Origin of the sequence: Paenibacillus sp. FSL E2-8871, from assembly GCF_038000345.1 — a bacterium.
Classification (GTDB): Bacteria; Bacillota; Bacilli; order Paenibacillales; family Paenibacillaceae; genus Paenibacillus_AQ.
The window spans coordinates 1,901,439-1,924,735 of sequence record NZ_JBBOBV010000001.1 but is presented as its reverse complement, the minus strand read 5'-3'; the positions used below and the strand labels follow the sequence as shown (position 1 = coordinate 1,924,735).

At 42.4% G+C, this 23,297-nt stretch carries 21 protein-coding genes and 1 other annotated feature; of the genes, 17 read left to right on the top strand and 4 right to left on the bottom strand.

The features are described 5' to 3' along the window. The first annotated feature begins 48 nt into the window (after window positions 1–48). The 13 genes from NYE25_RS08855 to NYE25_RS08795 all read left to right on the top strand — a co-directional run bounded on the left by NYE25_RS08855 (window position 49) and on the right by NYE25_RS08795 (window position 13,116). Entirely contained in the window at window positions 49–1,011 is a 963-nt protein-coding gene (locus tag NYE25_RS08855) for a helix-turn-helix domain-containing protein (protein WP_341145727.1), read from the top strand. Between the two features lie 79 nt (window positions 1,012–1,090). Next, window positions 1,091–1,252: a hypothetical protein gene (locus NYE25_RS08850; protein WP_179085813.1), complete on the top strand. Its 162-nt coding sequence runs from the start codon at window positions 1,091–1,093 to the stop codon at window positions 1,250–1,252. A gap of 201 nt (window positions 1,253–1,453) precedes the next feature. Next, on the top strand, window positions 1,454–1,945 hold the full coding sequence (locus NYE25_RS08845; protein ID WP_042128814.1) for a YajQ family cyclic di-GMP-binding protein: 492 nt from the start codon (window positions 1,454–1,456) through the stop codon (window positions 1,943–1,945). A 153-nt stretch (window positions 1,946–2,098) separates the two neighbouring features. Continuing rightward, window positions 2,099–2,686 (top strand): CDP-diacylglycerol--glycerol-3-phosphate 3-phosphatidyltransferase, encoded by a 588-nt coding sequence (gene pgsA / locus NYE25_RS08840; RefSeq protein WP_036688397.1) that lies wholly within the window; start codon window positions 2,099–2,101, stop codon window positions 2,684–2,686. Between the two features lie 109 nt (window positions 2,687–2,795). Next, window positions 2,796–4,082 carry a competence/damage-inducible protein A gene (locus NYE25_RS08835; RefSeq protein WP_042189391.1) on the top strand — a complete coding sequence of 429 codons (1,287 nt, stop codon included), beginning with the start codon at window positions 2,796–2,798 and terminating at the stop codon, window positions 4,080–4,082. Window positions 4,083–4,381: 299 nt separating this feature from the next. Then, entirely contained in the window at window positions 4,382–5,449 is a 1,068-nt protein-coding gene (gene recA, locus NYE25_RS08830; RefSeq protein ID WP_042128809.1) for a recombinase RecA, read from the top strand. Between the two features lie 165 nt (window positions 5,450–5,614). Continuing rightward, a complete protein-coding gene (locus tag NYE25_RS08825; RefSeq protein WP_341145726.1) occupies window positions 5,615–6,346 on the top strand; it encodes a regulatory protein RecX in 732 nt (243 codons plus the stop codon). A gap of 316 nt (window positions 6,347–6,662) precedes the next feature. Continuing rightward, the gene (gene rny, locus NYE25_RS08820) at window positions 6,663–8,204 is read left to right on the top strand and encodes a ribonuclease Y (RefSeq protein WP_042128807.1); all 1,542 of its coding nucleotides are present in this window, start codon (window positions 6,663–6,665) and stop codon (window positions 8,202–8,204) included. A 142-nt stretch (window positions 8,205–8,346) separates the two neighbouring features. Continuing rightward, window positions 8,347–9,141, top strand: a complete 795-nt coding sequence (locus NYE25_RS08815; protein ID WP_341147707.1) for a TIGR00282 family metallophosphoesterase — start codon at window positions 8,347–8,349, stop codon at window positions 9,139–9,141. A 200-nt stretch (window positions 9,142–9,341) separates the two neighbouring features. Beyond that, window positions 9,342–9,602, top strand: a complete 261-nt coding sequence (locus NYE25_RS08810; RefSeq protein WP_019910496.1) for a stage V sporulation protein S — start codon at window positions 9,342–9,344, stop codon at window positions 9,600–9,602. 148 nt (window positions 9,603–9,750) lie between these two features. After that, complete coding sequence (locus NYE25_RS08805; RefSeq protein ID WP_341145725.1) at window positions 9,751–10,716, top strand: dipeptidase; 966 nt, start codon at window positions 9,751–9,753, stop codon at window positions 10,714–10,716. A gap of 138 nt (window positions 10,717–10,854) precedes the next feature. Beyond that, window positions 10,855–11,427 (top strand): phosphate propanoyltransferase, encoded by a 573-nt coding sequence (gene pduL, locus NYE25_RS08800; RefSeq protein WP_042128797.1) that lies wholly within the window; start codon window positions 10,855–10,857, stop codon window positions 11,425–11,427. A 333-nt stretch (window positions 11,428–11,760) separates the two neighbouring features. Continuing rightward, window positions 11,761–13,116, top strand: coding sequence for a DEAD/DEAH box helicase (locus NYE25_RS08795; RefSeq protein ID WP_339265594.1), 1,356 nt, complete (start codon window positions 11,761–11,763; stop codon window positions 13,114–13,116). Window positions 13,117–13,329: 213 nt separating this feature from the next. Here NYE25_RS08795 and dapA read toward each other — a convergent pair whose 3' ends face one another. Next, complete coding sequence (dapA, locus tag NYE25_RS08790; protein WP_076286276.1) at window positions 13,330–14,226, bottom strand: 4-hydroxy-tetrahydrodipicolinate synthase; 897 nt, start codon at window positions 14,224–14,226, stop codon at window positions 13,330–13,332. Window positions 14,227–14,347: 121 nt separating this feature from the next. Between dapA and NYE25_RS08785 the strand changes: the two genes are divergently transcribed. Continuing rightward, a complete protein-coding gene (locus NYE25_RS08785) occupies window positions 14,348–15,223 on the top strand; it encodes a LysR family transcriptional regulator (RefSeq protein WP_042189369.1) in 876 nt (291 codons plus the stop codon). On the opposite strand, the gene NYE25_RS08780 is transcribed toward NYE25_RS08785, so the two are convergent. Beyond that, entirely contained in the window at window positions 15,206–15,616 is a 411-nt protein-coding gene (locus tag NYE25_RS08780; protein WP_341145724.1) for a VOC family protein, read from the bottom strand. The genes NYE25_RS08785 and NYE25_RS08780 overlap by 18 nt on opposite strands. Before the next feature lie 283 nt (window positions 15,617–15,899). Here NYE25_RS08780 and htpG point away from each other — a divergent pair, with 283 nt between their 5' ends. Next, window positions 15,900–17,780 carry a molecular chaperone HtpG gene (htpG, locus tag NYE25_RS08775; RefSeq protein WP_076300562.1) on the top strand — a complete coding sequence of 627 codons (1,881 nt, stop codon included), beginning with the start codon at window positions 15,900–15,902 and terminating at the stop codon, window positions 17,778–17,780. A 25-nt stretch (window positions 17,781–17,805) separates the two neighbouring features. Here the strand turns inward: htpG and NYE25_RS08770 are convergent, their stop codons facing one another. After that, a complete protein-coding gene (locus tag NYE25_RS08770; protein WP_341145723.1) occupies window positions 17,806–18,282 on the bottom strand; it encodes a DUF4362 domain-containing protein in 477 nt (158 codons plus the stop codon). 128 nt (window positions 18,283–18,410) lie between these two features. Then, window positions 18,411–18,672: a binding site (T-box leader), on the top strand. A gap of 44 nt (window positions 18,673–18,716) precedes the next feature. On the opposite strand from NYE25_RS08770, the gene metG reads away from it, so the two are divergent. Next, window positions 18,717–20,363 carry a methionine--tRNA ligase gene (gene metG, locus NYE25_RS08765; RefSeq protein WP_341145722.1) on the top strand — a complete coding sequence of 549 codons (1,647 nt, stop codon included), beginning with the start codon at window positions 18,717–18,719 and terminating at the stop codon, window positions 20,361–20,363. Window positions 20,364–20,433: 70 nt separating this feature from the next. Next, window positions 20,434–20,580, top strand: a complete 147-nt coding sequence (locus tag NYE25_RS08760; RefSeq protein WP_341145721.1) for a hypothetical protein — start codon at window positions 20,434–20,436, stop codon at window positions 20,578–20,580. Window positions 20,581–20,837: 257 nt separating this feature from the next. On the opposite strand, the gene NYE25_RS08755 is transcribed toward NYE25_RS08760, so the two are convergent. Beyond that, the gene (locus NYE25_RS08755) at window positions 20,838–23,285 is read right to left on the bottom strand and encodes a glycoside hydrolase family 38 N-terminal domain-containing protein (RefSeq protein WP_076286271.1); all 2,448 of its coding nucleotides are present in this window, start codon (window positions 23,283–23,285) and stop codon (window positions 20,838–20,840) included. Between the last annotated feature and the right edge of the window lie 12 nt (window positions 23,286–23,297).

The following is a 23,297-nucleotide window of genomic DNA, read 5'->3' as shown; positions in this document are numbered from 1 at the left end:
AACAAGAATGAACAATGATATTCATTGAAATTTACAGGAGGTGATGGTATGTCGGAACTGGGCCGGCAATTGAAAGAGGCGCGTCTGCAAAAAGGGATGAGTCTTGACGATGTCCAGGAAGTAACGAAAATTCGCAAAAAGTATTTGGAAGCCATCGAGTCTGGAGACTATAAGGTGCTTCCAGGAAGTTTTTATGTTAGGGCGTTTATCAAAACGTACGCAGAGGCAGTAGGGATGAGTCCTGACGAACTGCTAGAGGAGCATGGGAATGTACCTGCCCCTCCCGAAGACACAGCCATGGAAACGGTGATTCAAAAACGCAGCCGTAGACCTGAAACCGAACGGAATGCAAAATGGCTGCCAACAGTGCTAATGTGGACATTTCCAATATTAATTATTGTTGTGATTTACATTTATGCATCTAGTTTGAACAAACCGGATCGTGATCAGATTGATCAGACGAATCTGACGAATGAGCAGCAGGATCCTACGACTGCTCAAACATCTCCACCGGCTTCAGGAGGTGGAGTTGTGGCGCCAACTTCTTCGGCAGGAACAGAAGCAACAACTGAACCTACTGCAGAGCCAACGCCATTACCAACACCTACACCTTCCCCGCAATCCATTACAGTTACACCGGATGGGAAAGCAGGAAAAACAACAAAATTCAAGGTTTCAGCTCCGGCTGGAAGTGAAGTGAAGGTTGAGATTTCTGCTACTGGGGTAAGCTGGCTTGAGGTGTATAAAGGTGAGAACTCTAAAGGTGAAAAGCTCTCATTTGGTAACACAGCGGCAGGAGATCGTATGAGCTTTGTGCTTGGAAGTGAAGGAATGTATATTAAATCTGGTTATTCACCAGCTACTGAGATTACTGTCAATGGACAAGTGATTACGGATGAAAAGACCTCATCTCGTCTGCTACTTAATCTGGATGATGGTACTGGAAGTGAAACGACCCAGAATGAAGGTACCACCGATACTACTGACCAGACTAATGAAACAGGCCAATAAGAAAAATGATGCATAGACTTTGGCTTTGCGGGGAACATAAGACTGTTTCTAGTTCTTAGCCAAAGTGGGGTGTACATTCATGATTGTTAGCTGGGTTGTAGCTGGACTTGGGGTTATTGTCAGTCTTATCGGATACTATATGACACCAAGTGCTTGGGGTTATGGAATTCTCGGGTTCGGTCTTGCACATATCGTGCTTGGAATTCTAGATATGTTTCGAAGCCCGCTTCGAAGCAGATAGAGAATTTAGAATGTGCGTCTCCAAGGGTATTTTCCATTGGAGACGTATTTCTACCTGAAACACAACTCATTTCGAAGGAAAAGCTCCACTATGTGGGGCTGTTTTCTGTGTCGGGTGAGGTACATATTATCCAATATTAGACTTAAGGGTATCATTCTTTTATAATAGTAGCAGACTAAAAAGTACAAAGGACGTGTAGTTATGAGTTCAGAAAGTTCATTTGATATCGTATCTAAAATGGATATGCAGGAATTAACCAATGCGATCCACCAAACAGAGAAAGAAATTGACAACCGCTTTGACTTTAAGAACAGCAAGAGCAGTCTGAAGCTGGAGAAAGACGCACTTATTATCGCCTCTGAGGACGAATATAAGTTAAACGCTGTTATTGATATTTTACAATCGAAGATGGTGAAGAGAGGTATCACGCTGAAAAACTTGGATTTCGGCAAAGTGGAGCCTGCTTCTCTGGGTAGTGTTCGTCAGCGTTTAGGTCTTAAGCAAGGGATTGATCAGGAGAACGCAAAAAAAATTAACATCCTGATTCGTGATTCGAAATTGAAGGTGAAGAGCCAGATTCAAGGAGATCAGATCCGCGTAACTGGTAAGAGTCGCGATGATTTACAACAAATTATCCAGATTTTACGTAAAGCTGATTTGCCTCTGGACCTGCAGTTCAACAACTTAAAATAGCATTTTGTACCCCGCAGTGCTTATCAGCGCCATTATGCGGGGTGCTTTGTATTTTTTTTGACACCTATTTATAGCTATAATATACTTGCTTAAGTAGAAATAGATGAGCCTGACTCAGGCAATTTGTATGAACGATTTAGGGGAGGAACTTCAGTGAATTTGCCCAACCGCATCACGCTAGCACGTATTTGCCTGATCCCGATTATGATGTTTTTCTTACTGGTGGATTTCAGTTTTTATCCAGAACCGATACATTGGGGCTCTTTTCAGCTATCTGTTAATCATTTGGTGGCAGCTGTAATCTTTTTGCTTGCAGCGAGCACAGATGGAATAGACGGCTACATAGCAAGGAAATATAATATGGTTACCAATCTCGGTAAGCTCCTTGATCCGTTAGCGGACAAGCTGTTAGTTTCTGCAGTTCTGATTTCACTTGTGGAATTGGGCAGATGTGATTCATGGATCGCAATTGTTATCATTAGTCGTGAGTTCGCAGTAACCGGGCTTCGCCAGATAGCATTGTTAGAGGGAAAAGTGGTTGCCGCCAGCAAATGGGGTAAGATAAAGACGGTTGTACAAATTGTAGCGATCTCACTGCTGTTGTTAAATAATTTCCCATTTCAATTCGTCAGCATTCCTGTAGACGATATTGCCATCTGGGCTGCAGCCTTGATCACTATTTACTCTGGAATTGATTATTTTGTGAAGAATAAGGATCTATTACAGCTGCATAATGCTTAAGCGTTTTAGGCAGCTACATATAGGAGAGGTAATAGGTAAAGCACCTATTACCTTTTTTAAACCCTAAAAGCAGTGTATCTACATTATAACGAGGAGGCGAAAGCCAGGTATGAAAGCAGAGATTATTGCAGTAGGCACGGAGCTTTTGCTCGGTCAAATCGTAAATAGTAATGCCCAGTTTTTGTCTATTGAGCTAGCTGCTATTGGGATTGATGTATATTTTCAAACCGTAGTTGGGGATAACAGCAGTCGCTTGCAGCAAGCCATTGAGATCGCTCAAAGCAGAGCGGATGTTATCATATTTACCGGTGGTATTGGTCCTACAGAAGATGATCTAACGAAGGACGCGCTGGCTGCTTCCTTAGGTCGCACACTTCATATAGATCGCTTGGCAATGGATCATGTACAACGTTTCTTTGATGATCGAAAGATTGTAATGACGGAGAATAATCGTAAACAGGCACTTATAATTGAAGGAACTACACCTTTGCCAAATGAGATTGGCCTTGCTGTTGGCATTGCTTTTGAGCATGAAAAGAAATATTATATTGTGCTTCCTGGTCCGCCTCGCGAGATGAAGCCGATGTTCGTAGATAAAGCTGTACCGTGGCTCCAGCAGCACGCTCTGACGACAGAAATGCCACTTTATTCTAAAATGCTTAAATTTGCCGGTATCGGAGAATCACTGCTTGAGGATAAGCTTATTGATCTTATTCACAGCCAGACAGACCCAACCATAGCTCCTTACGCTAAAGAGGGAGAGGTAACCGTTCGTATTTCGACAAAGGCACCTTCCGAGCATGAAGCTTACAAGAAGCTGGAGATTCTGGAGAAACAGATCAAAGAGATTTTGCCAGAACATTTATATGCAAATATTGATGTGCCACTGGAGCAATTGATTGTGGATTGGATGGCGGATGCAGGTCTGACTTTAAGTGCTGCAGAGAGTTGCACTGGAGGCTTACTGATGGAGAGTATAACTAACATTCCAGGCAGTGCTTCGATGTTTGCGGGAGGAATCGTCTGTTATTCCAACGACCTGAAGAAAAAGCTTCTGAATGTGCCAAGTGCTTATTTGGAGGGGCCAGATGCTCCAGGGGCAGTTAGTCGTGAAGTTGCCGAGGTGTTAGCTGATCAGGTGAGAATGATCGCGGATAGTGATTTCGGTTTATCTGTAACTGGTGTAGCGGGACCAGGCTATTCTGAACGTAAGCCAGTCGGACTTGTATTTATTGGTTTAGCTGAACGCGGGCGTAAGACAGAGGTGTATGAGCTTAATCTTAAAGGTACACGTGAAAATATACGACTGCGTACTGTTAAAGCTCTGTTGTATCGTCTATGGCGCAGACTTGAGGAACGGAAGGTGGAGACACCTCTTGAAGGCTCAGACTTGTAATGGGAGATTAGCCCAGTTATAATTGAGACATACGGAAGAACCGTGGCACTGAGATTTCTTTGCTGCGGTTTTTTGTATATCTGCGGAGATTTTGATCGCTGTTTTGGTTTTGATCATAAGTCGTTGATGTCCGGTGAAGTAGAGAAATCAGTTAACTTCTATGTCCGGAGGGAGGCTTACAATAAAAGGGATAATTAACGCTTGAGACAAAAAAAACGAATGTATGTTCGAAAAAAAGCTTGGCAAGACCTCAAAAACACGTTATTATATTATTATAAACAGTGAAGGAAGTGGTCTGATTGTCAGATCGTCGTGCAGCGCTTGATATGGCGCTTCGTCAAATAGAAAAACAATTTGGTAAAGGTTCGATCATGAAACTGGGAGAATCCACTCATATGCAAGTGGAAGTTGTACCTAGCGGATCTTTGGCACTTGATATTGCGTTAGGTATAGGCGGACTTCCAAAGGGACGTATTATTGAAGTATACGGACCTGAATCCTCCGGTAAAACGACTGTTGCTCTTCATGCTATTGCAGAAGTGCAAAAACAAGGAGGACAAGCTGCATTTATCGATGCTGAGCATGCGCTCGATCCGAAGTATGCACGTAACTTGGGCGTAAACATTGATGAATTGTTGCTATCTCAGCCAGATACGGGTGAACAGGCACTTGAGATTGCTGAAGCACTTGTCCGTAGTGGTGCAGTAGACATTATTGTCGTTGACTCCGTAGCTGCGTTGGTTCCTAAAGCGGAAATCGAAGGCGATATGGGTGATTCTCACGTCGGCCTACAGGCTCGTTTGATGTCTCAAGCGCTTCGGAAGCTATCTGGTGCCATTAGTAAATCGAATACAATTGCTATCTTTATTAACCAGCTTCGTGAGAAAATTGGTGTTATGTTCGGTAACCCTGAGACAACCCCGGGTGGTCGGGCGTTGAAATTCTACTCTTCCGTACGGTTGGATGTTCGTCGTGTCGAAAGTATTAAGATGGGTAACGACGTTGTAGGTAACCGCACCAAGATCAAGATTGTGAAGAATAAGGTAGCACCTCCATTTAAACAAGCTGATGTTGATATCATGTATGGTGAAGGGATTTCCAGAGAAGGAAGTCTTGTAGACATCGGTACTGAAATGGACATCGTGAATAAGAGTGGTGCATGGTATTCCTATGAGGGTGAGCGTCTCGGTCAAGGACGTGAGAATGCCAAACAGTTCTTGAAAGAACATCAAGATATTGCACTTATCATTGAGAACAAGATCCGTGAAGCAAGTAACCTGTCCACTATTGTTGCTGCACCAAATGAAGCGGAAATCATTGCAGAGCAAGAGGAAGAAGAAAAGCTACTTCTCGAAATCGAACAATAGAATTTACTAAGGAATAGGACGCCCTGTGATTCATTGTTGCAGGGTGTCTTTTCTTAACAGTGTAAGAACATATATATTTGGGGTCCCCCAAAAGTAACTGAGTACGCACCGAAGTTAAGCCGCACTTTGTGGGGATATTTTATTGCTATGAGGTGACAAGCAACTATGGTAATACAGCTGGATATGGATTTTGAATCGAATGAGCAGGACGTACAGGTCCTATCTGATTTTCCTGATGGAGAACTTTTAGAAATTACTAAGGTAGAACGTCAGAAGAAGTCGGACCACCGCTACATCATACATTTCGGAGCCTATAACATGACTGTACACGAAGACGTCATGATTAAATATCGGATGATTACTGGAAATTCTTTTATGAAAGCCGATTTGGAGGAAATTGTTGTTGCTGATGAGCGACAACGAGCTTATGTAGAAGGACTTCGTTATCTAGAACGGAAGCCACGTACCGCTATGGAAATGACTCGCCGTTTACGGCAGAAGGAAATAGGGGAGACTATTATTGCGGAAGTGGTGCAACGGCTACAGCAGGAAAGATTTCTTGATGACCCCTTGTATGCAAAGCAATGGGCGGAGCAACGCATTACGAACCAGCGAAAAGGGAAAATGTGGATTCGCCAAGAGCTACGTGAGAAAGGAATCGACAAAACCTTGATCTCGGAAGCACTGGAGAATGTCAGTCCTGAACAAGAACTAGAGAGTGCACTTCAGATTGGTCGTAAGAAATGGAATCTTATTCGTGGTGAAGCCACAGATAAGCGCAGAAAGACTGGAGCCTTCTTAATGCGGCGTGGATTCTCGGGTGATATGGTGCGACAAGTGATCAATACTTTACTTGAGGAAGACAATTATGAGGGTGAAGATGAGGCATTTTACTAGACTCACTGATTCTCTTGACATTAATGCGCATATCGACTCTCTTGACAATGTCTTTTTATAAATAATAAAATATAACATGAATCGGCATAAAGTAAGAATCCTTTTTCCTTCCCAAAAAGGTGACTTTTTAAAACGGTTCGCGTACAACTCATATGAAATGTAATCGCCGGATAAGGCGGGCAGTGTGCATGTGCAGCATGTGCAGTATGGCAATCGGTTATTTACCGGTTTTTTGTATGGTGATGAACGGATAGTTTAACAACTGCACAATTCCCAGGGATATACCTTGGAGAGGAACCAACGAGGAGGTGAACAGATGCAAGCATGGATCTGGGTCATTATCGTTCTCGTTGTAGCTGCATTATTCTTTGGGTTCGGTTATTTTATTCGTAAATCCCTTGCAGAAGCTAAAATTCAAAGCGCAGAAAGAGAAGCCGTAGTCATCGTGGAGAACGCGAAGAAAGACGCAGAGGCGCTGAAGAAAGAAACAGTATTGGAAGCTAAGGACGAAGTCCATAGAATCCGTACTGAAGCTGAGAAAGAAACTCGTGAACGTCGGAATGAAATCCAACGGCAAGAGAGACGTTTGCTGCAAAAGGAAGAATCTCTGGATAAAAAAATGGAATCGCTTGAAAGAAAAGAAGAACAAGTAGCTAACAAAGAGAAACGAATTGATGAAACCCAACAGCAAATTGATGTTATTTACAAAAACCAAGTCACTGAATTGGAGAGGATTTCCAATTTAAGCATCGAAGATGCAAGAAGTATTATTCTTAGCAATGTTGAGCAAGAAGTTCGCCATGAAACGGCTCAAATGATCAAAGAGATTGAACAGCAGGCGAAAGAGGAAGCGGATAAGAAATCCCGCGAAATCATCACACTCGCTATCCAACGCTGTGCAGCTGATCACGTAGCGGAGACAACAGTTTCAGTTGTTACCCTGCCGAACGAAGAGATGAAGGGGCGGATTATCGGTCGTGAAGGCCGTAATATTCGTGCACTCGAAACTCTTACAGGTATCGACCTCATTATTGATGATACGCCGGAAGCAGTTATTTTGTCGGGATTTGATCCGATCCGCCGTGAAGTGGCCCGTACGGCACTTGAGAAGCTTGTGGCAGATGGACGTATCCATCCCGCTCGAATTGAAGAGATGGTGGAGAAATCCCGTAAAGAAGTGGACGAACGAATTCGCGAATATGGTGAACAAGCTACTTTCGAAGTGGGTGTTCACGGATTGCATCCAGATTTGATCAAGATTCTGGGTCGTCTGAAATTCCGTACAAGCTATGGTCAAAATGTATTGAAGCACTCCATGGAGGTTGCTTATTTAACTGGACTGATGGCCGGTGAGCTTGGGGAAGACATCGTGCTTGCAAAACGTGCAGGATTGCTCCATGATATCGGTAAAGCGCTGGATCATGAAGTAGAAGGATCGCATGTTGAGATCGGCGTTGAACTAGCGAAGAAATATAAGGAACATCCGGTTGTTATCAACAGTATCGCGTCTCATCATGGAGATTGCGAAGCTACCTCGGTTATTGCTATGTTGGTTGGTGCAGCTGATGCATTGTCAGCAGCAAGACCTGGCGCTCGCCGTGAAACACTGGAAACGTATATTAAACGTCTAGAAAAACTGGAAGAAATCTCAGAGTCATTCGAAGGCGTTGAGAAATCATTTGCTATTCAGGCGGGCCGTGAGGTACGCGTGATGGTACAGCCAGAGAAGATTGACGATGCAGAGGCATTCCGTCTTGCTCGCGATATTACGAAAATGATTGAAAGTGAACTGGATTATCCAGGACATATCAAAGTTACCGTTATTCGTGAGACACGGGCTGTTGAATACGCTAAATAGGTGGAATATAAGGTTAAGGGATAAGATGTAACTTATACTTTCTTATATTTGTTGAGAATTGGCCCCTAAGCGGGGCCTTTTTTCTTTTGAATATGAGGTCTTATCCATTAGATATAGCGGTTAAGATTAGGAGGAGAGAATCATTAAAGTACTATTTATTGGAGATATCGTTGGAAATGTTGGCAGGAAGGCTCTTCGTGAGATGTTGCCCTCACTAAAAAGTAAATATCAGCCACATATCATTATTGTTAATGGTGAAAATTCTGCTGCCGGTAGAGGGATCACCAAGGCGATCGCTAATGAGTTTTTTAACTGGGGCATTCACGGTATAACTATGGGAAACCACACATGGGACAACAAAGATATTTTTGAGTTCATCGATGATGAGGCTCGGATTATTCGTCCCGCTAATTTTCCGCCAGGAACACCGGGAAGAGGTTATACAGTCGTTAAAGGGAACGGTAAAGAACTGGCCATAGTAAATTTGCAAGGCCGGACATTCTTACCTGCTATCGATTGTCCTTTCCGTGTCGGGGAAGAAATTGTGGAAGAGCTTCGTAGAGATCACAAATGTATTTTAGTCGATTTCCATGCAGAGGTAACCTCTGAGAAAATCGCCATGGGATATTTTATGGATGGTCGTGCATCGATTGTTGTTGGGACACATACTCATGTTCAGACAAATGATGATGTGATTTTACCAGGAGGAACTGCGTATTTGACCGATGCGGGAATGGTTGGTTCAAGCGAAGGAATTCTGGGTATGGAAAGAGATGCAGTACTTTATAAGTTCACAACTCAGCTTCCAGCACGATTTGTTGTCGATGAAGGCAAGTGGCAGCTTCACGGTTTATTTGCAGAATTAGATGAAAATACTGGTGCGGCAACTCGTCTGGAGAAGATACGGTTACGTGAAGATGAATGGGTTATGAGCTAAACGTAGAACAGAGTATGGTTTAATCCGGGTAATTTCGCTGAGTTAGGGTAAAGTGTGATATTTTTAATATCATAAAAGAGTATCTTTTATACCGTTTTTGGAAGACGTGGTCCGTAAAAAGAAGGAATTATTTCTTCTCTCGCGAATAACATCTAAAGTAGTGGAAGAACACCATTATTTTCCCAGGGGAGGTACTTACTATGGATGTATTAAAAGTATCAGCTAAATCCAATCCAAATTCCGTCGCCGGCGCATTAGCGGGTGTTCTTCGTGAACGTGGATCGGCCGAATTACAAGCTATTGGAGCTGGAGCACTGAATCAAGCAGTCAAAGCAGTTGCCATTGCCCGGGGATTTGTTGCACCAAGCGGAGTAGATTTGATCTGCATTCCTGCGTTCACTGATATAGTGATTGATGGGGAAGATCGAACCGCGATTAAACTGATTGTTGAACCCAGATAACAGACCTATAGAATGATTGAACCTGTTTACTTTTGTAAACAGGTTTTTTGCTTTTGATTTATAGTCTGGCGTTTTTTTGCATAGTATCTGAAATAGGCATTTGGAAATGAAATGAACAGCTGGGACAGTGAGAAAGTGGGGTTGTAAAATGAGGGCTGATAAGTTTAAAGTAGCGGATTTCCATTGTGATGTGCTAAGCAAAATGCAAGCCTCCCCGGATATAAATTTTGACAATGATCCTCGATTAGATGTTACTGCAGAGCGGCTGGCTTCTGGCGGAGTGGCGTTGCAATGTTTTGCAATATTTCTTTCAACTAACAGAGGAAAACCAAGCTTTGAACATGTTCTAGGGCAAATTGATCTCTTTAGGCAAAAGATAGTGAACACAGATGGGCTTCAGTGGTTACAGTGGAAGGAGCAAGTAGGAAATCGATTAGTAGGCGCACCTCCACAAGTAATGCTCTCTCTGGAGGGCGTAGACGGCTTAGAAGGGAACTTGTTCTATGCTCAGCTCTGCTTCGAAATTGGAGTACGGTTTCTTGGTGTGACTTGGAATTATGCGAACTGGGCAGCAGATGGTGTGCTAGAGAAGCGTAATGGTGGATTTACGGAAAAAGGGAGAAAGCTGATAGAATGGTGCAACGAAAGTGGAATGCTGCTTGATGTGTCGCATTTGTCGCAAGCGGGGTTCTGGGAGTTGGCTGATTTAAGCAATCGTCCGTTTATTGCTTCCCATTCGAATGCTGCAGCTATATGTGGGCATGTTAGAAATTTAAATGATGAACAGATTAAAGCTTTGATTGCAATGGATGGAAGAATGGGCTTGACCTTTTATCCGTGGTTCGTACGTGATGATGGGAAGGCTCGCATGGAAGATTTGTTAAAGCACATTGAATATGTATGTAATCTCGGCGGTGAGAAGCATATGATGTTTGGCTCGGATTTTGACGGCATTGATACTTGGATAGAGAAGTTGGAGCATCCGGGAAAATACCCTGATCTTATAGAGCAGCTGCTCCGTTATTATCCAGAGGATACTGTGAAAGGCTGGATGTATGAGAATGCGACCTCTTTTTTAAGCGTAAATTTGCCCTCTCAGGTGTCTAAACCATGACAATCTTGTGCAAAAAACATAAATTGTCGAAAAAAGGGGCTTCGTTATGATGCAGCCCTTTTTATTTTTGGGTAAGAAGATGTATAATGGTTAATGGCTTGTACAGATACTAGAGAAAATACAAGGAGTGACTTTACAATGAGTAAGACTGTACCCGTAGGTGTGTCGGCTAGACATATTCACCTTACGCAAGAGCACGTGGAGGCTCTGTTTGGCCCAGGATATCAATTAACTGAGTTCAAACCACTTTCCCAACCAGGACAATTTGCAGCAAATGAACAAGTAGCAGTTATCGGTAGCAAAGGTAAATTTGACAAGGTAAGAATTTTGGGACCTGCTCGTCCGGCTTCCCAATTAGAAATTTCCCGTACTGACTCCTTCGCACTTGGCGTGAAAGCTCCAGTTCGCGAATCTGGAAATATTGAAGGAACACCTGGCATTACGCTTAAAGGACCTGCTGGTGAAGTTGAATTAGAACAAGGCGTTATCATCGCAGCTCGTCACATTCACTTCCACACTTCTGAAGCTGAAGCTTGGGGCATTGCGGATAAGCAATTGCTTAAAGTTCGTCTCGGTGGAGACCGCGGTCTCGTATTGGAGAACGTAATTGCTCGTGTATCCGACAGCTTCAAACTTGATATGCATATTGATACTGACGAAGCTAATGCTGCTGGTGCCAACAATGGCGACACTGCTGAAATCGTAGACTAGTCTTCATACGAATGATAAGAAGCGGGGGAGAAATCCTTCGCTTTTTTTGTTGTGTGTTGGGAAACGTTATTTGGCTGATACGCATACTTAAACATTTTTCGAACTGTATAGCAGCTATTTCGGTATTTTGATGTGTTTTGCTAAGGTATCGGACTGCATAGTTCTTATTAGCTATTAATTGTACTGGTATCCTGAAATGGATTTTTAATGAAAATTGGTGTGATGATAAAGAATATCTATTATTATGTGACTAATTGTGTTATGATTATTGTTTATGACGTGACAAATGGTTTTAATGTTAAGAATATATGTATTAGAAATTAAGGAGACCCAATGACATTTAACGAACTGAATATTATGCCTGCGATTTTAAAGGCTTTAACCAAAGAAAACTATACATCACCTACACCTATACAGGAGCAATCGATCCCAGCTGTATTAGCAGGTAGAGATTTACTTGGATGTGCTCAAACGGGAACAGGAAAGACAGCTGCATTTTCTGTACCTATTATTCAATTATTAAGCGAACAAACAAGTCCCAATAAATCAAGCAATGTGCGACGCATTCGCTCGCTGATCTTAACACCGACAAGAGAACTTGCGATTCAAATTGCTGATAACATAAAAGCGTATAGCCAATACACAGATATCCGCTCTGCTGCCATCGTTGGCGGTGTATCACAGAAAGTACAAGAGCGTGCCCTGAATCAAGGTGCTGATATCTTAATTGCTACACCAGGAAGACTTATCGACCTGATCAATCAAAAACGTGTGGATTTACAGTATGTCCAAATTCTTGTCTTGGATGAGGCTGACCGCATGCTAGATATGGGTTTCATCCATGATGTGAAGCGAATTATCGCCAAAATGCCAACGAAGAAACAAACACTGTTCTTCTCGGCAACGATGCCTACTGAGATCTCCAAATTGATCAAAACCTTGCTTGTGAATCCAGTAAAAGTAGAAATCACACCCGTGTCATCTACTGCGGATAGGATCGATCAATCGATCTATTTATTAGAGAATGGAAATAAGCAGAATCAATTGAATCTTTTGTTACAGGATAAATCAATCATTTCTGCTCTGGTGTTTACTCGTACAAAACGTGGTGCGGACCGTGTTACACGCGATCTAGCGAAAGTGAACATTTCTGCACAAGCCATTCACGGCAATAAATCGCAGAATGATCGTCAGAATGCATTGCGGAATTTTAAAAGTGGTGCAACCCGCGTTCTTGTAGCTACGGATATCGCCGCGCGAGGAATTGATATTGATGAGTTATCTCATGTAATCAACTTCAACTTGCCGAATATTCCAGAAACCTATGTGCACCGGATCGGTCGTACGGGTAGAGCTGGGTTAAGCGGAACAGCAATATCTTTTTGCGAATCTGAAGAGCTTCCGTTCCTTAAAGATATCGAGAAATTGATCGGAAAATCGATTCCAGAAGTGAAGGATCATCCGTATCCGATGTCTCGTAAAACGCAAATGAAGACAGAAAGATCTTCGAAACCGTCAGGTTCGAGATCTGCATCTTCTAAACCATCGACTTCCAGACCATCAACAGCTAAACCAGCGGGGGCAAAACCAGCGGCATCAAAACCTGCCAAAGCAAAACCTAAGTCTAACCCTCCATTAAAGCCAAAGTCCGAGTGGTTCACTAAAGGAAGACAAACAAGCAGCAGATAAGTTACTTTGAACGCTGTACGTTTTTTATAGTGAGATCTCAAAACCGTCAGAGAAATCTGATGGTTTTTTGTTATTTTCTTATAAGGTGAATTCAAGATATGGTATAGTTTTTGACACAAATACAGATGTAATCATCACCATTAAGAATGGAGAGAGGCAAAAAAAATAGCCGCTAAACAGTTCCTCACTGTATAACGGCTGTTATATTTTCTCTTATGCAGTCGCTTCAATTGCATTGTCCTGAACATAAGAACTAAGCTCTTGCTGAAGCGCTGTGCTGATGGAAGTCATTGGGAGGCGAAGCGTATCCGAATTGATTAGGCCATTCTGGCTAAGCATCCATTTGATTGGAGCGGGGTTCGATTCCTTGAACAAGAGACGGATGATCGGCAGTAGTTGTTCAAAGTTTTCTTTTGCCAAGTCGAATTGACCCGATTTGAAGGCTTCGTATATACGGATACATTCTGCTGGATAAACGTTCGCAGTAGCAAGCATACCGCCAGCTGCCCCGGAGCTAAGCATTTCATAAAAGAGTGAATCGTCGCCGCCGAGCACAGGTTTGCTACCTGTACGAACTAGCTCAGTAACCATTTTGGTGCTACCTGAGCAGTCTTTTAATCCGACAACATTATTCATTTCTAGGATTGTGCGTGCAGTGTCTAGAGTCATAGCAGTACCAGTACGACTTGGAATGTCATAAGCCATGATCGGAATACCTACTTCTGCTGCTTTGCGGAAATGGGCAATGATGCCCTCTTGCGATGGACGACTATAATAAGGGACGACTACTAGTGCGCAATCCGCACCAAGGTTAGCTGCGATCTCTGTGCGTGCTACCGTAGAAGCTGTGTCATTGGTTCCTGTACCGACTACTAAGGGGATAGATGTTGATTGTAAAAGCTCACGAGAAGTGTTTACTAGAAGCTGCATTTCATTTACGGTTACAGTTGGCGATTCACCGGTGGTTCCATTAACGACCAGACCTTGTATGCTGTTGTTAATAATGTTCTTTACATAACGCTGATACGAATCCAGATCGACTTCACCAGCAGCATTGAACGGGGTGACCACGGGGACATAAATTCCATAAATCTGTTGTTCTGTAAGCATAAATTATCGGCCTCCAAAATATTTTAATTCCTCTACATACACTTTACCATGGAATGTTGCATCGTCGTTAGCTATAATAAATGATGTGTATCATCAAAAATATTGATGTTAGGGTGAGGTTATGGATTTAACCTATTTACGAACATTCCGCGAGGTAGCTAAACGTCAGAGCTTTACACGGGCTGCTGAAGAGCTGGGTTACGCGCAGTCGAGCGTTACGATGCAAATACAGAAAATAGAGAAGGAATACGGAGTGCCATTGATAGAAAGGCATGGTCGACAGCTGCGTCTTACCCCGCCTGGAGAAGAGTTGTTGAAGCTATTCGTGGAGATTTTGGATCTGTATGATCGTTCTAAAGAAACCATCGCCCAGCAAATTGGAGGTACGCTAACGATTGGTACGATTGATTCATTAGCTGCTTTCTACTTGCCACCCTACTTACAGCAGTTGAGGACGAAATTTCCGAAACTTGATATCCATCTACAAACGATGCAGGAAGCTAACCTCTTGGCCAAAATAAAAGATGGGGAAGTAGACATCGGTTTGATGCTGGATCGTACCACTACGGATTCTTTACTTGATCGTACGATCATAAGAGATGAACCGCTCGTGTTGATAGCTCCCATTAACCATCCCCTTGCCCAGATGGATACAGTAACGTTACAGGATCTAAATAACTGCGAATTAATTGTTTCTGAAGAGAGCTGTATTTACCGGAGTCTGTTCGAGAATTTGTTAAAAGAGCACGGGATTATATTCCGCATTGGTTTTGAGCTTTCGAATCTAGAAGCGATCAAACGATGTGTTATGAATGGGTTAGGGATTGCATTATTACCTAAAATTGTTGCAGAGGAAGAAATTGAGCGGGGGAACTTGGCTGAGCTGCCATTCGCACATCAAGAAATTCATTTTGATCTGCAGCTTTTGATGCATCCTAAGAAGTGGAAGTCTCAGCCATTGCAATTTCTAACGCAAATGTTACTTGCAAATCATTAGTTTATTCCCATCAGGGTCTTTCACCACAAACCATTGTTGATCTTGAATTTCGGTTACTATCTCTACGCCGAGCTCCTTCATATAGTTGAAAGAGGCTTGCAAATCATCGGTTATAAGCATAAAAGCAGGTGTTGTAATTGGAGGAGCCCCTTCAGGCTCTAAACCTCCCCACATGGGCATGGTGTCCAGAATGATCTCAGTGCTTCCTTGCATAGTTAACGGGCATAAATGACCGTTCATAATCGGATGATTTGCTTCATGGAGTCCTAGGACTTGGCAATACCAGCTACGGGCTTTTTCAATATCGTGTACGGGGATAAATACACTGCCAATCAAATTCTTAATGGGACTTGTTGCTGAAGAATTTACAATGGACTGCGCTTGTTTATTCATTCGAATTCCTCCTAGGTCTGATAATGATAACCCTTTATTTGGAATTTGTGTATCTAGTCTATTTAAAACATAGAATCAGTCTACGCGCAAGTGGGTCATTAGTGATCAATAAAATCTTAAATTTGTATGCAAAAGATAGTATTCTTTAAAGAAAGTTGCTGTAAATATTGACATTCAAAATCAGTTTATGTTATATAAAAAGAAGAATTAGCACTCATCTAACAAGAGTGCTAATTACGAAATGTTGGACAAGATGTTATTTTGAAAGGAGATTTACTTATTCATGGCCAAAAAAGAGTTTAAAGCCGAATCGAAAAGATTGCTGGAAATGATGATTAACTCCATTTATACACAACGGGAAATTTTTCTTCGCGAGTTGATTTCCAATGCAAGTGATGCAATTGATAAGATCTATTACAAAGCATTAGCTGATGAAAGCCTGGTCTTCAATAAAGAAGATTATTATATTAAAGTGACTGCCGATAAGGCGAACAGAACTTTGACGATCTCCGATACAGGTATCGGGATGACGCAAGAAGAGCTAGAGAATAACTTAGGAACAATCGCGAAGAGCGGATCTCTTGCATTTAAGAAAGAGAACGAAGCCAAAGATGGTCACAATATCATCGGACAGTTCGGTGTTGGCTTCTATGCTGCGTTTATGGTAGCAGATGACGTAATTGTGATCAGTAAGGCGCTTGGTAGCGACGAGGCCTTTAAATGGGAGTCTAAGGGCGCTGATGGCTATACTATCGAGCCTGTCGAGAAGGATTCTGTAGGTACTGAAGTGATTTTGAAGATTAAAGAGAATACCGAAGAAGATCAATACGATGAATATTTGGAAGAGTATCGCCTGAAATCCATCATTAAAAAATATTCTGACTTCATTCGTTTCCCAATTAAAATGGACGTGAAGGAGCAGAAGGCAAAAGAAGGCACAGAGAACGAGTTCGAGGAAGTTGTTCAAGAACAAACCGTGAACAGTATGGTGCCAATCTGGCGGAAGAACAAAAACGAGCTGACTACAGAAGATTATGATAACTTCTATGCAGAGAAACGTTACGGCTTCGATAAGCCGCTTAAACATATTCATATCAGTGCTGATGGTGCTGTAGTGTATAATGCGATCTTGTTTATCCCAGAAAATACACCATTTGATTATTACACAAAGGAATATGAAAAAGGTCTTGAGCTTTATTCCAATGGTGTATTGATCATGAACAAATGTGCGGATCTGCTGCCTGACTATTTTAGCTTTGTAAAAGGTATGGTAGATTCAGAGGATCTTTCGCTAAACATCTCCAGAGAAATGCTCCAGCATGACCGTCAGCTGACTCTGATCGCTAAGAACATTAAGAATAAAGTGAAGAGTCAACTGCAAAGCTTGCTGAAGGATGAAAGAGAGAAATATGAGCAGTTCTATAATGCTTTTGGCAGACAGCTTAAGTTTGGTGTGTACAACGATTATGGAATGCACAAAGATACACTTCAAGATTTGCTGATGTTCTATTCCTCCAAGGAGAAGAAGCTGGTAACACTGGACGAATATGTATCAAGAATGCCAGAAGATCAGAAGTATATCTACTATGCATCCGGAGAGTCGATCGACAGAATCGAAAAGCTCCCGCAAACCGAGCTTGTATCGGATAAAGGGTATGAAATTCTCTACTTCACTGATGATATTGATGAATTTGCGATCAAGATGATCATGTCTTATAAAGAAAAAGAATTTAAATCCGTATCCAGTGGTGATCTGGGTATCGAAGCAGACGAAGCGGACAAGCCAACGGAAGCGGAAGAGAACGAAAACAAGGAGCTTTTTGAAGCGATGAAGGACATTTTGTCCGGCAAAGTGAAGAATGTTAAAGCTTCCAAACGTTTGAAGACTCATCCGGTATGCCTCTCTGCTGAAGGTGAACTGACAATCGAGATGGAAAAAATCCTGAAATCGATGCCGAATGGGCAAGAGGTTCAAGCGGATAAGGTACTCGAAATCAACATCCATCACGAAGTCTTCCAGTCTTTGAAAGCAGCAGCTGAGAACGATAAAGAGAAGCTCGGTTTATACACGAACCTGCTATACAACCAAGCACTGTTGATCGAAGGTCTACAGGTTAGTGATCCTGTTCAATTCACCAATGATATTTGCAAAATCATGAAATAGATATTAGAAAAGCCATCCTATCGTATTACGATTGGGTGGCTTTTTTTGTGCGGAAAAGGTAGTAATCGATTTCAGAGTCATTATTTGTGCAACCGCTGATCGAATAGATTATTTCACCTTGTGTGTTTTTTTTACTCGTCACTTCGGAGCAGGTATCGGTTCTAACTCCTGTGTTACTTCCACCGAATGCATCATTAGAAGTATCGTAGCTATAACTAATTACATTGCCATCAAACTTCAAATCCTTAAATATGGGATCGCCCTCATCTGTGTAACTTGTAACTCGTATATTGTCTGCTTTTTTGCTGGAGAGATTAGTTATAAATTGCTCAAATTTATCGAGGTTGTACACTTTTTCAAAAGAAACAATATCCCCTCTACTGATGGCTTTTTCGGAAGTATAGGGTTCACTTTTGGGAACAGAATTAACCTTATTATCGGAACAACCCCATACCCCTGCTAGTAAAAGAACAGGGAGTATAAGTAAGATTACTTTTTTCATTGAAGGACCTCCTCCTTGTAACTTATTTATATAAAAGACGAAAATTAATTGAAAAAGTTACAGTGAGCTTGATGTTTCATATTGACAATAAACAGAAAATTAAGTATCATTTCCAGTAACTTGAATATTTAAAGGCAAAGAAGAGAAAGAGTACCACGGCAATTCTTTCTACAGAGAGCTCCGGTCGCTGAAAAGGAGTAAAGAAAAACCTTGGGAATATGGTCTCAGAGCTGCGCATCGAAACCTTTTGGGTTGTAGGCTGCGCCGGAACCTGCATCCGTTATAGTGCTAGGGTATAAACGTTTATTAACGTCGTACCTGAAGAGGTAAATGTCATGAGGCATTTATAAAATTAGGTGGTAACACGTGAGTAGAACTCTCGTCCTTTGTGGATGGGAGTTTTTTTGTTGTCTAAAAAAAGGAGGAGAAGGTTAATGAGTAATGTGTTTATTGGTGGTGCTTGGCCGTATGCGAATGGATCTTTACATCTTGGAAGATTATCAAGTGTGTTGCCTGGGGATGTGCTGGCACGCTATTATCGCAGCAAGGGGGATAACGTTTTATATGTGTCAGGCAGCGATTGTCATGGCACACCTGTAGCAGTTCAGGCTGCTAATGAAGGGATCACACCCAAAGCTTTTGCAAGTCGATACCACGAAGAGTTTTTGAAGTGTTTTGAACAGCTGGGATTTAGTTATGATCTTTATACTCGAACGGATCAACAGCAGCATCATAAGGTCGTGCAAGAGTTGTTTGCGAAGCTACTAGAGAATGGTCATTTATATAAAAAAAACATTGCGCAATGTTACTGTGAGGCGGATCAGCGATTTTTGCCAGACAGATACGTGGAAGGGACTTGTCCAGTATGTGGCCAGCGGGCGCGTGGAGATCAATGCGATTATTGTTCTACGATTCTAGACCCTGCCGATTTATTGGACAGAGTCTGTAAATTATGTGGGAATACACCGACAGAACGACCGACAGAACATTTTTATCTTAGCTTATCTAAATTTCAATCTGAATTAACGGAATATGTAGAGGAAGCACAATTTTGGAGAGAAAACGCTATAAAACTGACCAAACGTTATTTAAAAGAAGAACTGCAGGACCGCGCGGTAACAAGAGACTTATCTTGGGGTGTAGATGTTCCTATAGCTGGATTTGAAGACAAGAAGATTTATGTTTGGATTGAGGCGGTAAGTGGTTATTTATCAGCCAGTAAGCAGTGGGCTGCACAGTCTGGGCGGAGCTGGGAGGATTTTTGGTCAGAGGAACAAGAGGACATCACCGCTTATTATGTCCATGGTAAAGATAATATTCCTTTTCACACCCTGATATGGCCAGCCGTCTTATTAGGAGCAAGAGAACTACATTTACCGGATCGGATTATATCCAGCGAATATTTAACCCTTGAAGGGCAGAAGTTCTCCACTAGCCGTAATTGGGCAGTCTGGGTACCTGATATTCTAGAGCGGTATCATCCTGACTCTATTCGTTATTTCTTAATTGCCAACGGGCCTGAGAAGCGGGATACGGATTTTTCCTGGAGAGAGTTTATTTATAGTCATAATGGTGAGCTGCTTGGAGCATTTGGTAACTTTGTGAATCGCTCATTGGCTTTTGTAGAGAAGTTTTATGAAGGGATCGTGCCAAGTGGAAAGTTAGATAAGGGGTGGAGCGACAACATTGACCTCTTGTATCTGGAGTCAGGACGCCTAATTGAAGCGGGAGATTTGAAGGATGCGCTCGAGTATATTTTCTTTTATGTACGTAAGGCAAATCAGTATTTTGATCGGCAAAAACCTTGGATTCAGGTAAAAGAAGATCAGGAGTCCTGTGGTTCTACAATATATACATGCGTGCAGATTATAGCTAATTTGGCGAATTTGCTGCATCCGTTTCTACCGTTTTCTTGTGAGAAGATCAGGGGATTCTTATCGCTTGAACTACCGAATTGGAAGCCCCGCTCGGGTCCCCCTTATCAACAGGTAACTGATTTGCAATTGTTGTTTGAACGAATTGATATAAGTCAAATTAAAGAAGAAGAGCAAAGATTAGAACAACAAAAAGTCAATAAATAGGAATGGTTAAGACAAGCTCCGGGCAGGATCCTTAACCCTTTCACGAACTCCAAAAAGAGGAGGTTTCCGAATGGATATCGAATGGATTAATGAGCATTACAAGGAATCAAATAAAATATTGGACTCTACCCGAGAAGTCTATGAATGGGCTGATTCTCTCTATCCTGACTTCTCAGGTGGACTAAGAGTTAACGTTGGGTATACGCAAGAGATTTAATAGATTTATTATTTTCTACAGAGGTTACTAAAGAATGAACATTTATATAAAAACATCCCTGCTGATTAACCAATAAATTACATCACAGCATAGCAAAAAGGACGCCTTTTTTTGTGGAATCATTTGTACCATCAAATGACTCTGTAACAGAAAGAGGCGACCTCATGTGAAAGTCTAAAATGCTTCCAAATCTTATTCAATCCGTACTTCTCGAGGAAGACTTTGTGATTCGTCTAACTGATAATATGATTATTCTCTTACTTACTTGTTCTCCATGCAAGGATACCCGCGTTCATACTCTTACAAGCCTCTAATGCTACTTCTGACGTATTAAGCTCATCCCCCCAAGCGATGTAGTAACGGAATTCATAGAATCCACCTAGTGTCGCCTTAAAGTTCGTTTCCCAATAATTATTCATGGGCCATGAGTAGAGATGGGCTGGATCATGCGCGAGTCCAGGGTGTCCGCTCAATAGTCGATCCTCATAGTCTAAGGAGCCGAGTTGGATGAGAGGTGTATCTGGCATCGCAATGGCAACACCACGTGTGTCACGGACAAAAGCTACACCTTCATCGACACAATAGAAATCTGCTAAGGATCCAGGCAATTGATCAATTCGTGGACGTAAGGCTGCGCCTGTCTTTTCTATCCACAGCGCATCTTGCCCAGCAGCGGAAGCACTCCCAAACGGAAGTGAAATGTACACATTTTCTGGATCCCATACACTTTCCTTATGCATGCGTACGGCTACATCAGCACGTGCGCGATCACCGTATACGGTGACGAGTAAGGAATAGTGACTGCAACCATTCACGCGATAGGTCAATTGAACTTTTCCATAAAGGGCACCCTTTTCAACGATATTGACATCAACTAATGCTCCGACAGAGGTTATTGCATCAGCGCCTCTACGATTACGTCCCATCTTACGGCGTACATCATACATGCCAAATTCATTAGGTGCTTCTGTTACGTTGTAGACAGGGGAGAATGCATTGTGATTACGATCAGACCGCAGTAAATCTTGTTGACTGCTCTTGTCAAACCACTTCGTAATCCCTGCCCCGAGTTCCCATTCGATTCGAACGAAAGGTGACTCGATAAATTTAGGCGTCACATGTAGCTTCGGTGGAACCGGAGGAATAATATCCAGCATGCGATCGGATCCAACATAATCTGTTCGATATGCTGTTACGGGCGGATGCTCTTCGATTGCCTTAATCGTCAATTGTACCTTTTGATTAGGCTGCAAAGTTACTGGAATTGTAATGACGACCCCGCGGTGTCCCGTCACCATTTGAGCTTCGTAGACGGTTCCAGTCACTTCATCGATCACTTCAAAGCCATTTTTCAGCTCTGTAATGTACCAGCCCTCCATAATTAACTGGGCATAATCGGTTTGTATAAATTCACTTGGGTTATACAATTCAAATTTCATAGGACGATCTGGTCCTAATAGTGCATCTCCTTGTGCCTCAAGGATATCGTATAATGCGGTATGGGCAAGTGAACTCGCATTTGCGGCATAAGCTTCTTTACGACAGCCCAGCTCTTGTACGAATGGGTTCCAAGGTTCTGTCACAGAGGAATGGTATCCCCATGTATGTTCAGCAAATAAAGCCAACTCGTATTCAATCGCCTCAAGCCGCACTTGGTCAACAATCTCACGGGTAGGATCTAATTGCTTCACTTTCGTGTACACGCGTTGCGCCTCTCGGAAGATCTGAACATGCATCGGAGTAGTAGCTGAGCCATCTGTCCACCAATCCGGCCAATCTCCTCGAAAAGTCTCGATCTCATCCGGATGCTCGTTCGCATATGCTCTTAAATCTGTAAAGAAATCATCCAGTGTCGCTGGTTGAATCAAGATCCGATCACCATGCAACGCATTCCAATGGTTTACAAAATCCATTAATGCGGCATTCGGTGAGCCATTATCTGTAGGGAGCCCAGATACCATGACAGGTACTAACGGGAAGGTATAGCCATCTTCAACTAATTGCTCTAAATATCGATCAAACCGCGCTTCAGCGACTTCCAAGGACACGCCTTTTCGCACGTCATGCTCATCACGAATCGTATAGGAACCTCCTATACCAGGAATCAAGCCGAGGTCATTTCCGAACATATAATGCTCGCCACTCCACGTTAGAATTCGATCACCTTTTGGTGTTTCCCACCAGAATGGAATTTGTTTCTTCCATAATGGAAACATGGAGTGATGTGTATGAATACAGGTTATTAAATTCTCGATACCAGCATCGGCCAAGACTTGACTATATCCCCAACCAAAGCCAGTGATGTCTGCAGTCATAGCAGAACGTACGGGGAATTGAATCGATTGACCATAGTCAGTAATCCGTTGAATCATGACGGAGAGCATCTCTTGATTTAATTGCTCGCCGAAATTGAGATAGGTTCCAGATAGACCGATATAGCCTTTTTGTACCGCTTGCGCGAATTCTTCTTTTTCTGTTGGTGTCGCTTTTAAGAGGAAGGATTCAACAGGCCAGAACGTTTCGCATACCCATTTGTAGCCCTTCCAATCTAGGCGAGCACCGCTTTCGATGTCACGTACAATTTGTAACGCTTGCCGAATGTAATTGACATGATACTGCCGGATTTTCTCTTGACGTTCTGTATAGCCAACATCCGTATGGGAATGTTGAATGACGTAAATTTTCCATGGTTTGTGGGTGTTCATTGTAAAGCTCCT

Excerpts from the sequence above, each read along its gene's own strand:
- pduL (WP_042128797.1), top strand. The coding sequence starts at position 10,855 with ATGAGTAAGACTGTACCCGTAGGTGTGTCGGCTAGACATATTCACCTT.
- NYE25_RS08855 (WP_341145727.1), top strand. The coding sequence starts at position 49 with ATGTCGGAACTGGGCCGGCAATTGAAAGAGGCGCGTCTGCAAAAAGGG.
- NYE25_RS08805 (WP_341145725.1), top strand. The coding sequence starts at position 9,751 with ATGAGGGCTGATAAGTTTAAAGTAGCGGATTTCCATTGTGATGTGCTA.
- NYE25_RS08825 (WP_341145726.1), top strand. The coding sequence starts at position 5,615 with ATGGTAATACAGCTGGATATGGATTTTGAATCGAATGAGCAGGACGTA.
- NYE25_RS08785 (WP_042189369.1), top strand. The coding sequence starts at position 14,348 with ATGGATTTAACCTATTTACGAACATTCCGCGAGGTAGCTAAACGTCAG.
- NYE25_RS08780 (WP_341145724.1), bottom strand. The coding sequence starts at position 15,616 with ATGAATAAACAAGCGCAGTCCATTGTAAATTCTTCAGCAACAAGTCCC.
- metG (WP_341145722.1), top strand. The coding sequence starts at position 18,717 with ATGAGTAATGTGTTTATTGGTGGTGCTTGGCCGTATGCGAATGGATCT.
- NYE25_RS08810 (WP_019910496.1), top strand. The coding sequence starts at position 9,342 with ATGGATGTATTAAAAGTATCAGCTAAATCCAATCCAAATTCCGTCGCC.
- NYE25_RS08755 (WP_076286271.1), bottom strand. The coding sequence starts at position 23,285 with ATGAACACCCACAAACCATGGAAAATTTACGTCATTCAACATTCCCAT.
- NYE25_RS08795 (WP_339265594.1), top strand. The coding sequence starts at position 11,761 with ATGACATTTAACGAACTGAATATTATGCCTGCGATTTTAAAGGCTTTA.
- NYE25_RS08760 (WP_341145721.1), top strand. The coding sequence starts at position 20,434 with ATGGATATCGAATGGATTAATGAGCATTACAAGGAATCAAATAAAATA.
- rny (WP_042128807.1), top strand. The coding sequence starts at position 6,663 with ATGCAAGCATGGATCTGGGTCATTATCGTTCTCGTTGTAGCTGCATTA.
- NYE25_RS08850 (WP_179085813.1), top strand. The coding sequence starts at position 1,091 with ATGATTGTTAGCTGGGTTGTAGCTGGACTTGGGGTTATTGTCAGTCTT.
- htpG (WP_076300562.1), top strand. The coding sequence starts at position 15,900 with ATGGCCAAAAAAGAGTTTAAAGCCGAATCGAAAAGATTGCTGGAAATG.
- NYE25_RS08770 (WP_341145723.1), bottom strand. The coding sequence starts at position 18,282 with ATGAAAAAAGTAATCTTACTTATACTCCCTGTTCTTTTACTAGCAGGG.
- NYE25_RS08835 (WP_042189391.1), top strand. The coding sequence starts at position 2,796 with ATGAAAGCAGAGATTATTGCAGTAGGCACGGAGCTTTTGCTCGGTCAA.
- NYE25_RS08845 (WP_042128814.1), top strand. The coding sequence starts at position 1,454 with ATGAGTTCAGAAAGTTCATTTGATATCGTATCTAAAATGGATATGCAG.
- dapA (WP_076286276.1), bottom strand. The coding sequence starts at position 14,226 with ATGCTTACAGAACAACAGATTTATGGAATTTATGTCCCCGTGGTCACC.